This is a genomic window from Moorena sp., assembly GCF_982860115.1.
Genome location: NZ_CEYLVT010000184.1, coordinates 1 through 15,255, shown reverse-complemented (window position 1 = coordinate 15,255; position 15,255 = coordinate 1). Strand labels below are relative to the sequence as shown.

At 40.0% G+C, this 15,255-nt stretch carries 11 protein-coding genes; 6 read left to right on the top strand and 5 right to left on the bottom strand.

The window, feature by feature from the left end:
- Positions 1–318: 318 nt before the first annotated feature.
- Complete coding sequence (locus tag AC4II3_RS24605; protein WP_488015848.1) at positions 319–636, bottom strand: DUF3067 family protein; 318 nt, start codon at positions 634–636, stop codon at positions 319–321.
- 239 nt (positions 637–875) lie between these two features.
- On the opposite strand from AC4II3_RS24605, the gene petC reads away from it, so the two are divergent.
- The 3 genes from petC (at position 876) to AC4II3_RS24590 (ending at position 3,032) form a co-directional block, all read left to right on the top strand.
- Positions 876–1,418, top strand: coding sequence for a cytochrome b6-f complex iron-sulfur subunit (petC, locus tag AC4II3_RS24600; protein ID WP_488015842.1), 543 nt, complete (start codon positions 876–878; stop codon positions 1,416–1,418).
- 114 nt (positions 1,419–1,532) lie between these two features.
- Entirely contained in the window at positions 1,533–2,522 is a 990-nt protein-coding gene (gene petA, locus AC4II3_RS24595; RefSeq protein WP_488015846.1) for a cytochrome f, read from the top strand.
- Between the two features lie 384 nt (positions 2,523–2,906).
- Positions 2,907–3,032: a hypothetical protein gene (locus AC4II3_RS24590; RefSeq protein ID WP_488015840.1), complete on the top strand. Its 126-nt coding sequence runs from the start codon at positions 2,907–2,909 to the stop codon at positions 3,030–3,032.
- Here the strand turns inward: AC4II3_RS24590 and AC4II3_RS24585 are convergent.
- Positions 3,029–3,253: a hypothetical protein gene (locus AC4II3_RS24585; protein ID WP_488015839.1), complete on the bottom strand. Its 225-nt coding sequence runs from the start codon at positions 3,251–3,253 to the stop codon at positions 3,029–3,031. The genes AC4II3_RS24590 and AC4II3_RS24585 overlap by 4 nt on opposite strands.
- A 277-nt stretch (positions 3,254–3,530) precedes the next feature.
- Positions 3,531–4,109 (bottom strand): Uma2 family endonuclease, encoded by a 579-nt coding sequence (locus AC4II3_RS24580; protein ID WP_488015837.1) that lies wholly within the window; start codon positions 4,107–4,109, stop codon positions 3,531–3,533.
- Positions 4,110–4,446: 337 nt separating this feature from the next.
- Here AC4II3_RS24580 and AC4II3_RS24575 point away from each other — a divergent pair, with 337 nt between their 5' ends.
- From AC4II3_RS24575 to AC4II3_RS24565, 3 genes are read left to right on the top strand one after another with little or no spacing between them, the layout of a single operon-like run.
- On the top strand, positions 4,447–6,228 hold the full coding sequence (locus AC4II3_RS24575; RefSeq protein WP_488015836.1) for an AAA family ATPase: 1,782 nt from the start codon (positions 4,447–4,449) through the stop codon (positions 6,226–6,228).
- A gap of 54 nt (positions 6,229–6,282) precedes the next feature.
- Positions 6,283–10,887 carry a protein kinase domain-containing protein gene (locus AC4II3_RS24570; protein ID WP_488029567.1) on the top strand — a complete coding sequence of 1,535 codons (4,605 nt, stop codon included), beginning with the start codon at positions 6,283–6,285 and terminating at the stop codon, positions 10,885–10,887.
- A 36-nt stretch (positions 10,888–10,923) separates the two neighbouring features.
- Positions 10,924–11,958 carry a serine/threonine-protein kinase gene (locus AC4II3_RS24565; RefSeq protein ID WP_488014955.1) on the top strand — a complete coding sequence of 345 codons (1,035 nt, stop codon included), beginning with the start codon at positions 10,924–10,926 and terminating at the stop codon, positions 11,956–11,958.
- A 110-nt stretch (positions 11,959–12,068) separates the two neighbouring features.
- Here the strand turns inward: AC4II3_RS24565 and AC4II3_RS24560 are convergent, their stop codons facing one another.
- Both AC4II3_RS24560 and AC4II3_RS24555 read right to left on the bottom strand, forming a co-directional pair.
- A complete protein-coding gene (locus AC4II3_RS24560; protein ID WP_488014953.1) occupies positions 12,069–13,718 on the bottom strand; it encodes a tetratricopeptide repeat-containing sulfotransferase family protein in 1,650 nt (549 codons plus the stop codon).
- A gap of 8 nt (positions 13,719–13,726) precedes the next feature.
- Positions 13,727–15,255: tetratricopeptide repeat protein (locus tag AC4II3_RS24555; RefSeq protein ID WP_488014951.1), on the bottom strand; the 1,529-nt coding region annotated here is incomplete at its 5' end.

Sequence of the window (15,255 nt, the reverse complement as noted above, 5' to 3'; positions counted from 1 at the left end):
TTTGTGCGATGGCCATAGCTTAAACTTCATGCACTTTTTGTCTGATAGTATGATATAGTGCATCTCTTGCTAGATATCCATTCTGGGCGTTATCGCTGTACGCGATGAAGCGTTCGCGAAGCGTGGCCAAAGGCCTCAGCTTCCGCTAAAAGCGATCGCAAAGCGTGAGCAAAGCTCAATCCTGGTGTGAACGATCTCCCAAAAAGACTCATAATAAACAGCCTACCCTACTCCCGATTCCCTACTCCCCACACCCCACACCCTAATCCCTACACCCTACACCCCACACCCCACACCCCACACCCTACTCCCGATTCCCTAAAAATCCTCTACCATCCATTCTGAAGACCGCTCACCTAGTTCGATCGGAATACTGACCACTTTGCCTAGTCGTGGACGCTCACGGGTGTTGTTAATGAACTGTTGCACCTGGCTGGCTCCTCCCCAACCTCGGATATAGTTGGCTACTGTATCTAAATGCTCTAGGTACTCAGCTTCGGAAAGGGGGAAGGATTGCTGCTCTAGATACTTCCACATGATTTGAACAAAGATTTTCCCTTGAGTCCTCCGAACCTGGATGTCATAGGAGCGTCCCCACTTATTGAGCAGGAGTTGGTGCAAGTCCTGTCCTGTCATAGCCTCTTGCCCTAACTTCATGTTTACATTTCGTTACAAATACAACGCTTCTTAACTTTATGATAAAGCGTAAAAGAATGTAATAATACTTATAGTTCAAGCCGTGAATCCTTATATTGCAGGGATTTGGGCAACCCTGTCCAGTGGTTGAATTACACTACAGTTAGAAAAACAGGGTTCAAAAAATTCTGGTAATTTTCCCAGAATTGTAAAAAAAGTATACCTTTAGGCGTTAAGTTATGGCTGAAGCTTCTGGCTCTGCAGACGTTCCAGATATGGGGCGTCGCCAATTTATGAACCTCTTGGCGTTTGGGACAATTACCGGCACATTTGTTGGAGCTCTCTACCCAATCGTTAAGTATTTTATCCCCCCATCCAGTGGTGGGGCTGGTGGTGGTGTCACAGCTAAAGATGCTTTGGGCAATGACATCAATGTCAGCGAGTTTTTAGCTAGTCACAATGTAGGCGATCGCACCCTGACTCAAGGTCTCAAAGGGGACCCCACCTATGTGATTGTTACTGAAGATCAAGGTCTTGAGGCTTACGGTCTCAACGCGGTTTGCACTCACTTAGGCTGTGTTGTGCCTTGGAATGCTAGTAAGAACCGGTTCATCTGTCCTTGCCATGGATCCCAGTATGACAATACTGGCAAGGTAGTACGGGGACCAGCGCCTTTGTCTCTAGCTTTGGCCCACGCTACGGTAACAGAAGACGACACCCTAGTCTTCAGCACCTGGAAAGAAACTGACTTCCGCACTGGTGAAGAACCTTGGTGGAGTTAATTGCTTTAGTCCTTAGTCCTTAGTTTTTAGTTAATTGACTAGTGCTAATCAACCATTAGCAATTAACAAGTTGCAATTTTTAAATTACCAATTTTTGAGTTTTTTGGCTTAGTGATGAGAACACCTGATGTATCGGTGATGGTTAACCGTGGCAAGCGGATGATTGCCAGAGCTATCGTTTTGGTTGTGGCAGCTGTGGCCCTTTTCTTTGCCAGTGATCTGGCAGTTCCCCAGTCAGCTGCTGCCTATCCCTTCTGGGCACAGGAAACTGCTCCAGCAACCCCTCGTGAAGCCACTGGCAAGATAGTTTGTGCTAATTGTCACCTAGCAGAGAAACCGACAGAAGTGGAAATCCCCCAATCGGTACTGCCAGATACTGTATTTGAAGCTGTGGTTAAAATCCCCTATGACCTAGAAGCACAAGAGGTCTATGGTGATGGTTCTAAAGGTGGCTTACAGGTCGGTGCCGTAGTGATGTTACCGGAAGGTTTCAAGATTGCTCCTCCTGACCGGATTCCGGAGGAAATGCAAGAAGAAACCGAAAACATGTACTACCAACCTTACAGCGAAGACCAGGAAAATATAGTACTCGTTGGTCCTCTACCAGGTGAGGAGTATCAAGAAATTGTATTCCCAGTTCTGTCTCCTGACCCGAGAACTGAGAAAGATATCTATTTTGGTAAATACCAGCTTCATGTCGGTGGTAACCGGGGACGGGGTCAGGTTTACCCCACTGGGGACCTTAGCAATAATAATGCCTTCAATGCCTCTGCCACTGGTGAAATTACCAAAATTTCCTTTGAAGAGTATGTTGGCTACGACGTCACTATCAAGACCCCAGACGGCGAGACTGTCGTTGATACGGTTCCCCCTGGCCCAGAGTTACTGGTTGCTGAAGGAGATCAGGTAGTATCAGGACAAGCTCTGAGTACTGATCCTAATGTTGGTGGATTTGGTCAAAGGGATGTAGAAGTGGTCTTACAAGACCCAGCTCGGATTAAGTGGTTGATGCTATTCATCGGCGCGATTATGCTATCTCAAGTCTTGCTAGTTATTAAGAAGAAGCAAGTTGAGAAAGTCCAAGCTGCTGAAATGAATTTCTAATATCAAGTGGCTGGTTCAAAGGTCACAAAGCGCGTTTGTATCTGGGTTGTAAACACAATTCTTGGCGAAAAAGGCAAGAGGCAAGAGGCAAAAGGCAAGAGGGGAAAGAGATCCTCAGTTTTATTGTCCAATAACAAAATCCTTGCTAAGTTTACATCTCATTTATAAACGCTATATTGCGATAGTTATTGGTTAAAGGTTGACAGTTGATCGTCTTGGGGTACATGGTTGTTTCCCTTGGCTATCAATGGTCAACCTTTGTTTATTTAGGGAGTCGGGAATAGAAATATAGCAATCTTAACTGAAAACGGGAGAGGCTCTGATCGTTACAAAAAAAATAGCCGTAGAAATACTATCCACGGCTATGTCAGTAAACACTATGTCATGTCTCTCACTTTCCGAATCAATCCGGATGTGATTTTATTTCATTGGGCAAAGGTCACGCTACGCCAAAAGACCGGAGCCTTTGCCGGGGGGAAACCCCCCCATAAATTTAACCTAACCTATTAACGCCAAGTCGAATACTTGGTTGCAAAACTAATTACTTGCCCTGGAATTCCGGTTGCCTGCAAAGGGCTCCAGTCGGAAACCGACCCATACCCGAGTGCAGAAAGAGAGTAAATAGTCTTGGTGACTCCTTCAGGAGACCCCTTAATGTACTTAATACGTTGTTTCTTTTGCTTAGAATCATCATGATTATTGTTTTGATTCGGGAGAAAGTTTTGAGACATGGTTAAGAACCTCAATAATGTTTATATTGATTATTGTAATGATTATAGTTTTGATTGTCAAGGGTTTTTATAATTTTTTTTTGGGGAGGTAATTTGAGAATCAATTTTAGGATTCAGCCGTCAGCCGTCAGCTGTCAGCTGTCAGTTTCAAGTTTATTTTATTAAAAAGCTGTTCCCGTCGCATGATTACATATCTTTAGCTGACACCTGTTCGCGTAGCGCTTAAGCTGACGGCTGACAGCTGACAGCTGATAGCTAAGCGCTGATAACTTCCCCATCAATTAGCACTTATTACCTGTAAAGCTGTAAACTTAAAATCACCGAAAGTCTGGGAAACAATCTGCTGATTACCCCGAAATTCTTGTTTTTCATAACTACCATTGTTTAATACCAGCACAGTTACTAACTGCTCTTGGGGGTCAATAATCCAATATTCAGGAATAGCCCTTTCTTGGTATTGTTGTACTTTCTCTACATAATCACGTCGGTAGTTTTCATCCCTTTGGTTTTTGTAGGGGCTAACTACTTCAGCCACAAACTGTGGGGGAAGCATATCAAGGGTGATAGTTAAGCGTTTTTCGGTTTGGATAAGATGTTCTTCTCTAATCACTACCAAATCAGGATAGCGGTTTTGAGGATTTCCTGGAACTTGTAATTCACAATTGTGCATCTTAATCAAACGGCGGTAAACTAGTTGGATTAATTCATCCCTTAGCCACATTACCCTCCAATTATTTGGTTCACTCTCAGGCGGCAATTCTACTAACTCCCCATCAAATAGCTCATAACGGTTATCTGTGCCATCATCATATTCCAGGTATTCTTCAAAAGTGAGTTTGGAGGTGGTTTTAACCATGGTGCCCTCGCAATTATAAAGGTTTTTAATTAGGTGAGGTAAAAATTTGCGGGTTTTAGGGAGCAGGGAGCAGTGAAGTCAGAAGAAGGAAGTGGAAAAAAAATCTGTGTATATCATTACCCTATAAACTGCTATACTCACCTAAATCCTACAGTTTATAAATTAACATTTTTTTAAGGGTGTTCCTGTAGTGGATCTTCCATATCATCGCTTTTTTTAGTATAATTTTTACCCTCAGCTGTTGCCCATTTAAATTATAGCAAATGAATATCCGGAAAGATATTTTTTTCGGGTGTATAACTAATATAATTCCTAAAAATTATCAATAATTTTGGGTATGATAAACTATTCTCCTGCTGTAATTTTAATCTGGCAAATTGCTGCTGCTGAGGCCAAGAAGAGTAACGCGACAGAGATACAACCAGCTCATTTGTTAATTGGATTGTGCAAGTTTTGCGATTTCAATTGGGAAGTATTCTTTAAAGATTTAAAAAACCAAGATCCTAAGCAGCGCCCTGATTTTGAAAATGATCGTCAGAGTTTACAACAGCGGTTTGAGCAGAGCAGATTAGACCCAAAGCTATTCCGACGTCGTTTGCGTAAACGTGTGGCTCAACCAGCCCCAGAGCAAGAGATTGGCGAAACAATGTCTCGCAGTCAAGCTTCCAGAGAGGTTTTTCAACGGGCTGAAGAAATTGCACAAACAGAAGCACGAGAAAGCCGTTCTTATCATCTTTTGCAGGCTTTGCTGGAGTTACCTCAACCTCTTTGGGAAGAAATTTTAGTAGAAATGGGTATTAACAATCCCCTTGTCCTAATGTTTGGAGATGAGCTATCTCAAACATTAGCAGAACCTGCTAATCTTAATCCTCTTGAGCCAGCAAACCCTGTTCCATTTCCCTCGACCGTAGAGCTAACACCATGGTTAGATAACTCTGAGAGCTATTGGCGGGATTTAACCCTGCTAGCTGCTCAAGGCAAGTTAGAACCAATCTTTGAAAGGCGAGAGACAATTCTTGCTTTAGCACGGGTGCTAATACACCAGCGCCAGCGTAATGCTCTCTTGGTGGGAGATGTTGGTGTGGGCAAGACTTCTATTGTCAAAGGATTAGTCGGGCGGTTGGTGGGAAGAAAGGCTCTATCTATCCTTAATGGTAAACGGATCATAGAGATATCTCTTCCACAACTATTATGGGGAGTTAGTAACCAGGCGGAGATTAACAGAAGAATAAATTTATTAATAGAAAAAGCTTCAACAGAGGATAACTTCATTTTATTCATTGAAGAAATTCACAGGATTTTCAATAGTAATCAAGAAATAAATGAAGCTGTTCAACTACTTAAATCAGCTTTACTTAGTGGAAAAATTCACTGTATTGGTACTACGACTACTGAGCAATATAGTCAAACTCTTGAGCAGGATGCTGATCTAAAACATTGGTTTCAAGTTATTTGGATTAATGAACCATCTGATTCAGAAGCAGAAGCAATTCTAAAAATATGGCGGAGACAATACCAGGTTAATAAGCAAGTTACCATAACTGATGATGCTATTGAGGCAGCGGTAGAATTCTCTAAGTTATATCTACCTGATTCACGCTTACCTACAAAAGCTATCGATATTCTTGAAGAAGCTTGTGCCGTCGCTTCTCTAAGATCACTTTCAGAGAATAACAATCAAGACAATATTTACCAAATTGATCGAAAAGATGTTGAGATTAGAGTACGTGAGTGTATTAATTCTGAAGTTGAGTCATTGGATGACCGTCTTCGATTAGAAAAACTTAAAGAGGTTTTCCAGGAGCTTTTTGGGCAAGATAAAACTGAAGACTTGTTAAATGAGTTTAGGAGAATTATAGAAGAGGTTTCTGAGTCTGATATTAGTAATATTCCTACAGTAGAAGTGAAACAGGATGGAGAACGTCCTCAGCTCTCAATCAGAGTTAGAGAAGTAGTTCAGGGTTACATTCAGGAAAACCCAAATATTAAAAAAATCCTAAAAGTAGGTCAAGTAGGTATAGTAGAACTCATAAAAGTACTTGTTCCTCTCTCGGGAGTTCCTATTGAAATACTCCGAGTTTGGCTTCAAGAAAAAGATAAGCAAAAAAATAATTCTTGAATATTTCAATAACAAGATTACTAGTCACATCATTATTAGGAGGGACTTAAAGCTATGTTCACCTCAGAAGAAGAAGCAAATGTTGCATCTCAATGGAATGTAGGCGATCGCATTATTAATCTCTATGATGTCCAAGGGATTCTCGGCAAGGGAGGGTTTGGTCAGGTTTATAAAGTAAGACATTTAGAATGGAATATAGATTTGGCAGTTAAGACTCCTAGACAAGAAACCATTGACGCATCAGGAGGAGTCGATAACTTTGAGAAAGAAGCGCAAACCTGGGTAAATCTGGGATTACACCCTCACGCTGTTAGCTGTTATTATGTCCGCCGATTGGGTGGTACTCCCCGGGTGTTTGTCGAGTATATGAAGGGGGGAAGTTTGCATGACTGGATTTATGGCAAGGATGGCGAACCAGCAAAGCTTTATCAAGGGAAAACAACAGAGGTATTGGAACGGATTCTCGACATTGCCATTCAGTTTGCTTGGGGACTACACTATGCCCATGAAACGGGGTTAGTGCATAAGGATGTGAAACCAGAGAATGTCATGGTTACGCCCAATGGTACTGTCAAGGTTACGGATTTTGGTTTAGCGCGATCTGGTTCTATTGTATCTCCACAAGCAGAGATAAACCCACAACAAACCCTGATGGTGAGCAAGGGAGGTGGAACACCAGCCTATAAATCACCCGAACAATCTAACGGAGAACCTTTGACGCGAAGATCGGATTTGTTTAGTTGGGCAATATCGGTTTTTGAGATATTTAAGGGGGATAAGTGCTGGCCTTGCGGTGATATTGCAGCTTATAATACAGAATATTTCTTAGAAGCTGGATCTGTTAATGATAGTCAGCTGCCAATACCAGAGTCCGTAAAACAATTACTATACCAGTGCTTTAAAGAAGATCCCGATCAACGTCCCCATGATATGTTGGTGGTAGCGAATGAATTGAAAGATATTTATCAGCAGGAAATAGGGGAGGTTTACTGGCGTCCAGAACCTAATATAGCTGAATTGATTGCAGACGATCTCAATAACCGAGCATTATCATTGATGGACTTGGGGGAAGAAGAGGAAGCTTTACAGTTGTGGAATGAGGCGTTAGAGAAACAACCACAGCATCCAGAGGCGACTTATAATAGAGGATTATATTTATGGAGAACAGGGAAAGTTAATGACGACCAACTGATTGCTAATTTAGAAAGTATACAAGATTCAGGTAATTTGGTAGCAAAATATCTGTTAGCTGAAACTCATATGGAACGGGATGATTGTGAGTCAGCGATTAAGCTTCTGGAGAGTATTGAAGGAAAAGAAATAGAGCAAGAACTAATTAGTAAGTTACTAACCAAAGCAAAACAGCGTTTACCTCAATCAACTCGCTTATTAAAGGAATTTAGAGGACATTCTGGCGTTGTGAGCTCAGTATCTTTAAGTCCTGATGGTAAACTAGCACTTTCTGGTAGCCATGATAAGACCTTAAAGCTTTGGGATGTAGAGACAGGAAATTGCTTACGAACTTTTGAAGGACATCAAGACGAAGTCTTAACAGTTTATTTAAGTAAAAATAAAAAGTTAGCTATATCTGGAAGTAATGATAAAACTTTGAGGATTTGGGATGTAGAAACAGGAAGTTGTTTTGAAAAAATTGAAGGATTTAAAAGGTCAGTAAATACGGTCTATTTAAGTGATAATAACAAACTGATTTTATCGGGAGAAATTGATATAGATAAAAATATGATAGATAAGAAAATTAAATTATTAAATTACCTATTTAATAATTCACAAAAAGTATTCTTTAAGAAACTTTATTCAAATAATCTAAAATTATGGAATTTTGGGGAAAAAAATTGCATTTTAGAATTGAAAGGACATTTTTTAGCTGTTAACTCTGCTTGTATTGATGAAAATAATCAATTAGTTTTATCTAGTGGCGGCGATAAAGTGATCAAGTTATGGGATACAAAAACAGGAAAATGTTTGCAGATATTTGGAGAGTTAAATAAAGGTTTTGATGCTGTTTTTGGTCATAAAAGTACTGTTAGTTCAGTTGCATTTACAAATGATAAGGTTCTGTCAGGGAGCCAGGATAGCACTTTAAAACTATGGAATAAAGATACAGGTGAATGTCTACGAACCTTTGAAGGTCATAGTGATAGAGTCACTTCAGTTTCAGTGACAAAAAATGGAAAATTTGCTATCTCTAGCGAAGAAAGCCAAAAGCTAAAACTATGGAATTTAGAAACAGGTAAATGCTTGAGAACATTTCCAGGACATAGTAATAGAGTAAATTCAGTTTCTATATCTCAATGTGGTAATTTTGCAGTATCTGCTAGTTTTGACAAAACCCTTCTACTTTGGCAAATTAATTGTTTAAGCTCTAAACAATATTCTGCCCCATCAAGGTTATCAAGATTTTTAGAAACTGAATTTGTCCTTGAAAATGAAAAGATTTATCACCAGAATTTAAAAGAAGCAAAAGTAGCTTTAGAACAAAAGGATTATTTAACAGCAAAACGTCATCTTGAGGTAGCAATAAAGATCCCAGGATATAGCTATAGAGAGGAAGTTTTAAAATGTTGGCGAAGTCTTTATATTCATTTGCCACATCGAAAATTAAAAGATGTTTTGGCAAGTTCAAACTTTAATATCTTAGAACAAGTACCAGAGATAGTAAGATATCATTATAAAAAAACACCAAAGTTACTAGGAGAGTTGCATACTTCAGTGCATTTAGATAGATACAGTCACTTTATTTTAGTTGGTCGTACTAGAAGTACTTCATTCAACTTGGAACTTTTTAATTTTCCTCATTTAGAGTTCAATAAATCATTAGAAGGATTTGAAAAAAAGTGGGAAGAAGCCTTAGATTCTGCCGAAAGACGTAAGGATGAGTGCTTAGAAAATCCAGAACATACACTTTTTGATAAAATTAAATATACCCTTGAGCAAGGCAGTGAAGACTTTAAAATTTTCTCGACTCTGACTCGCCGGAATATAGGATGGTGTTCTAAAACTTGTTTATATCTAAGTGCAGATAATAGTTTGGCTGTATCTGGACATGAATTAGGAAGACTAAAACTTTATAATGTGGAAACAGGTAAATGGATTTGGACATATCGGAGACATGGTATTGTTTCCCATAATATTAATCAAAATATAAGACCTAAAATCAGTGATGCTGAAGTCAAATCCTTATGTATTTCTCAAGATAATAGTTTTATTCTATCTGGTGCTGAGGATAAAACATTGAAACTATGGGAAATAGGAAATCATGGCTCAATACGAGCTTCCTTATCAGGGGATTGTTTGAGAACCTTTGAAGGTCATCAAGGAGGAGTTTTATCAGTCTGTTTAAGCCTAGATAACCAATTTGCTTTGTCTGGGAGTGCTGACAAAACGTTAAAGCTATGGGAAGTATCAACAGGACATTGTTTGAAAACAATAGAAGGACATCAAGATTCGGTTAACTCGGTATGTATATTGTCAGATGCTAAATTTGCCTTATCGGGAAGTGCAGACAATACAATTAAACTTTGGAATTTAGAAACAGAAGCATGTCTCACAACTTTTCAAGGACATACAGAACAGATTAACTCTATTTTTCTTAGTGTTGATGATAAATACTTTATTTCAGGAAGTGACGATAAAACAGCAAGACTTTGGGATATTGAAACAGGTGAATGTTTACAAATTTTTGAAGGACATACCAATAAAATCACCTCGGTGTGTTTAGCATCTAATAATCAATGGGCTGTTTCTGCTAGTGGAGAAGAAATCAAAGTCTGGTTTTTAAACTGGGAATTAGAAGAACGTCAAACTTCTGATTGGGATGAAGGGGCTAGACCTTATTTGGAGACATTTCTGAAACAACATACCCCTTATACCGCTACTTTGCCTAATAATAAAAAACCAACAGATGAAGAAATTACCTTATCCCTCACCCGTCAAGGTCTTCCGTTGTGGACAGAAAAGGATTTTGAAAATCTTCTCTATACCCTTGGATGTGCTGGTTATGGATGGTTGCGTCCTGAAGGGGTGCGTCAGCAGCTTGAAACCATGAGAGCAAGTCTTCAAAATCAAGAATATTTAATAGCCGCTAAATCCAGAGACTATACTCAATTACGGAATTTATTAGCACAAGGAAAATGGAAAGAAGCTAATGAAGAAACATGGCAATTAATTGTAAATGCAATTAACTATGATGTATCCCAAATACCTAGTGCAAACGATTTGAATAATTTTCCTAGCGAACACCTACATATCATAGATCAACTTTGGATAGATTACAGCAACGGACATTTTGGCTTTAGCGTTCAAAAAAATATTATTTCAGAGATTATCAGTGAATCACAAACCTTACAAAAAAAATGGAATGAATTAGGCAATTGTCTGGGTTGGCGAGAAAATAATGAATGGAAAGAATACAATAACCTTACTTTTTCTATTGAAGCTAACAAAGGACATTTACCAATTTTAGGTGGATCATCATTACCCTTGTTCTTTTGGACACAACGATGCGTGATGTATTCTTCTTTAATACTGAGTAATGCTTGGAAAAGCCTCAACCCTATACAAGACCATGATTTTGATATATCCCAGTTGCTGTCGGAAGTTGTACAGGATAGCGAAGATACACCTCAGACTAAATCCTAATCTCACATAACCTATAATTCAGAGGAAAAATTAACAATGTGCGAAAATTCTGAAAATATAAAAGCAACTCCTCAAGTACGTATTACTCATTCACCAGAGCAATCAGATAACAATGAACTATTAAATCTATTGCCCAAAGAAACTGATTTGAATCCTCAACTATTAGAAAGTAAAGGTTTTACAAATGTTAAAAAGCTTGGTGAGGGAGGATTTGGTAAAGTTTATTTAGCTTCTCATCAATCTACAGAAGAAGAGGTAGCTATAAAAATAATACTAGAGAACGTTGCTGAACCAGATAAGGATAAAAAGCGTTTTCAGCGCGAAATGCAAAACATTAAATTTTTAGATCATCCCAATCTTGTGGAAATGCGATATCCAGATTTGTGGGAGGACAATTTCTTAATCATGGAATATTGTAATGGTGGTAGTGTAGCTGATTTATTAAACAAATCAGACAGAAAATTACCACTTGAACGTGCTTTAGAAATTACTTTTCAAGCCCTTGATGGATTACATTACCTGCACAATATTGAAATTCCCGAAGTTCAACTTTCCAAAGAAACTACTCAAACAGTTAAGGGATTGGTACATCGTGATCTTAAGCCAGCAAATATTTTACTTTCCAAAGTAAATGGTGTCGAAACAGTCAAAATCGCTGACTATGGGTTATCAAAAGCTTTTGATTTAGCAGGAAAAAGTGGTATTACTCCTAGCAATAAGTATGGTAAAAAATCTGTAATTGGGACATATGAATTCATGTCTAGAGCGCAAGTTTTTAATTTTAAATATGCTAAAGCAGAGGTAGACGTTTGGGCAATGGCTGCATCTCTCTATAAGATGTTAACAGGAAAGACTCCAAGAGAATTTCCTGAAGATCAAAATAAAAGAAAAGTGGTCTTGACAACACAACCAACTCCCATCCGCTTTAGCAACGACTCAATTCCCGAAGAACTTGCGCAAGTGATTGATTGTGCCTTGAAAGACGAATCTGACCTCTACTTTAAGACGGCTGCTCAATTTAAAGAGGCACTAACGTTTGCTGCGAATAAAATTGGTTTGCTGAATAGTTGAATAGTTCACCAGGGCGTTGCTGATTTAAGGTATTAATGATCATAAAACAGAAATTTGTCTAGGGGTAACAGGAGGCTACAGTGATCACATTCGGCGAATCTGCCTCCTCTTTAATCCCAATTAAATGACATTCCCAAATACTCTTCTAACTTCTGATTATGAGCTCGAAAGAAGTCACTTAAGGTTTGTCTCAATTCCTGACTAATGGGAGTGTAAGACCTACCATTGCATTTGGGATATTGAAAAAACTTCTGATCAGATAATCCCAAAAATTCAATGATGGTACTCATGACAGTCTTGGGATTGCTATAGAAGTCTTCACTCTTCACTATTAAAAAGTGTTCTCTTGGAAAAATCTCCATCCATCGTTTTAACTTATAGACGTAAAGACTTCCTAATAAATTATTTGGATGTCGATACCCAATCTGTAATAGCTCTGATTCTGTCAAACTTTCCAGTCTTTGCTTCTCTAGAGCTAGGGCATCTTCTAGACTGCGCTTTTCTCGGCCATGATAAAAATTGTGATAGTAACAAGAGATGGCGCGATCAACAGGATTTCTCAATAAAACAATGAGCTTAACTTTGGGAAAACACTGAAACATCCGTTGGGCAGATTCAGTGCAGTCAAAATAATTAGGACTTGCTTCCCCAGCTAAGAAATTAGGAGTGTCGGTAATGGATGGAAAATGAGCGAGATACCAATCAATCCCTTGATTATAATATTTACTGAAAAAATTTAACTCTTTTTTATGAGGAGATATAATTTGTGGATAACGACTCAGATACATATATAATGAAGATGTACCACATCTAGCCGCTCCAATAATAACGAAGTCTGGACCATGTTCTTTTTTAGCTTTCCAGTCAACCTCGGCAAGGTTGGGATGGGATGCAACTGCTTTTTTGTAAGCACTAGTTTGGTAACAGCTAATCGCTTCTTCAAGTTGCCCTTGCTCGGTTAGCACATCCCCTAAATTCCCCCAAGCTAGAGGAAAATCTGGTTCCCGTTCGATGCACTGTCGATAAAAGGTGATAAGTTGCTCTAACTGCTCTGATTCAATCCAGGTGTACTGTAGGTCTACATAAGCTCGCTTAAAACAGGGGTCAAGCTCAATCGCTTTTTGATAAGACTCAATCGCTTCTTTGAATCGACTTTGCCCTCTGAGCAGTTGACCCAACTGATGATAATTTTTAGCGCTAGAGTTGGGATTACTATCGACTATTTGTCGATAATAGTTCATGGCTTGGTGATTTCGGGGATTATTCTCGACCGCCTGTTGATAAAGTGCGATCGCATCTTCCATCTTTCCCTGGGATTGGAGTATCTCCCCCAGACGATAGTAAACTTGGAGTAAATTGGGCTTTAACTGAAGCGCTTGTCGATAACAGGTGATGGCTTGGTCTGGTTTGCCTAGAGACCACAGCCTGTTGCCCAACTTAACATGCTCCTCTGGTTTAGCCCAATTTGGCTCTAGGGTTAGAGCTTGATACCAACACTCCGTAGCCTCGTCCTGTTGACCTGTCTTAGCGAAAACCCGAGCCAAGTTACGGTAAGCTCCAGCAAATTTGGGATCAATAGCGATCGCTTTTTCGTAACATGCGATCGCTTCGGGCCACTGTTGCTGTTGAGCATACAGACTACCCCGATTAGCATGGTCTTTAGCCAACTTTAATTGAATTTTCACCACCTTGAGCTGGCCCTGGGTTTGGTCAACAGAATCGTGATCATGACCCGAAGAGTGCTTGATATCCCTTGACATCGTTACCGTTAAGACGCTATTTTTTTAACAATCACTATGCGAGCCTGATGCAGAATCTCAAACTGACCCTTAACTGAATCTAAAAACCTATTAATCCCAATTTTAGGCGCTTCTTGTGGTTTAGCCGGATTGCTCCATCCATAGTTATTAACGATCATCAGCCCCCCAACCTTGAGCAGCTTCCAACAAAGTAAAGCATTTTGCTCAGCAATGGTAGCTTTGTGACGCCTATCGCGAATGTTAGCTAAATCATAGCAATTGCTATCAAGGGAATTCAGCAACTGCTCAGGTTTTCCCTCTAACCTAGTCACCTTTTCGGCTGCTTCAGTTTTAGTGATATTAGCAGCAAACTCTTCCTGAAAATGTGGCGAAACACAGGTTAGTCGAGCTGAGGGGTTAGTCAGGATTGTATCAAGTAACCAGCAAGCAGAATTGCCTTGAAAACTCCCAATTTCCAGACACTGAGCATCAGCCACACCAGCTAGGGGCTGCAAGTGTTTTTCCCAGACCGGAATTTTAAAGGTAAACTTATCCTCGCTAAATCGATAATCCTTCTGAGCACACTGATGCCAACCCCGCAATTGAGCAGCTTTTTGATAACAACTGTAGGCTTCAGTCAACTCACCTTTTTTTACCAAAGCATCCCCGAGTTTAACATAAGTCCAGGGATAGTCACCCACTGTCGCAATTACCGCACGGCATGAGACAATCGCTTCATCCCACTTCTGCTGTTGAATCAACAGTTGGATTAATTCTCGATAAGCTCCAGGAAAATTTGGATCAACCTCAATCGAGCGGCGAAACGCTGCAATCGCTGTGTCCACCATTCCTTGTTTGAGCCAAATCCCAGCTATTTTATAGTGCCCCTTAGCTTGATTTGGGTCAAGGTCGAGTAACTGACGATAACATGCGATCGCATTCTCCCACTTCCCCTGGGCTATCAAACAGTCTCCTAACTCGTAGTAAGCTGCCCATAAGCTGGAGTCACGCTCAATCGCATTTTGGAAACAAGCAATGGCTCGATCCGGTTTACCCTGACCCAAGAACGCTTTCCCTAGTTTATAATGTCCCTGAGCCTTTGCTGATTGGGGTTTCAGGCTCAGAGTCTGATACCAACACTCAATTTCCTCGTCTTTTTCCCCCAACTGAGAATAGATTTCTGCCAAACTCCAGTAAGCCTCAGCAAAATCTGGCTGGAGGCGTATAGCATGATAGTAGGATGCGATCGCTTGCTGCCACTGTTGTTGGCTGGTATATAAACTACCGAACTTAGCATAGACTTGCACTAAATTCGGTTTGTCATCGAACACTCTAGAGTGCCAGAAAATTGCGTCGTCGAACCGACCCATCCCTTGCAAGATATTGCCTAAAACTCGGCAAGTCGAGGCAAAATCAGCTGGATTTGGGGATGGACTTTCCAAAGCTTGCTCACAAGCGGTAATTGCGTCAGTTAAGTAAGTGTACATGATGAGAGGGAACAGGGAATAGGCAATAGGCAATAGGCAATAGGCAATAGGCAATAGGCAATAGGCAATAG

Coding starts and splice junctions, on each gene's coding strand:
- AC4II3_RS24580 (WP_488015837.1), bottom strand. CDS start 4,109: ATGGTTAAAACCACCTCCAAACTCACTTTTGAAGAATACCTGGAATAT.
- AC4II3_RS24560 (WP_488014953.1), bottom strand. CDS start 13,718: ATGTCAAGGGATATCAAGCACTCTTCGGGTCATGATCACGATTCTGTT.
- AC4II3_RS24575 (WP_488015836.1), top strand. CDS start 4,447: ATGATAAACTATTCTCCTGCTGTAATTTTAATCTGGCAAATTGCTGCT.
- AC4II3_RS24565 (WP_488014955.1), top strand. CDS start 10,924: ATGTGCGAAAATTCTGAAAATATAAAAGCAACTCCTCAAGTACGTATT.
- AC4II3_RS24585 (WP_488015839.1), bottom strand. CDS start 3,253: ATGTCTCAAAACTTTCTCCCGAATCAAAACAATAATCATGATGATTCT.
- AC4II3_RS24570 (WP_488029567.1), top strand. CDS start 6,283: ATGTTCACCTCAGAAGAAGAAGCAAATGTTGCATCTCAATGGAATGTA.
- AC4II3_RS24605 (WP_488015848.1), bottom strand. CDS start 636: ATGACAGGACAGGACTTGCACCAACTCCTGCTCAATAAGTGGGGACGC.
- AC4II3_RS24590 (WP_488015840.1), top strand. CDS start 2,907: ATGTCTCTCACTTTCCGAATCAATCCGGATGTGATTTTATTTCATTGG.
- petA (WP_488015846.1), top strand. CDS start 1,533: ATGAGAACACCTGATGTATCGGTGATGGTTAACCGTGGCAAGCGGATG.
- petC (WP_488015842.1), top strand. CDS start 876: ATGGCTGAAGCTTCTGGCTCTGCAGACGTTCCAGATATGGGGCGTCGC.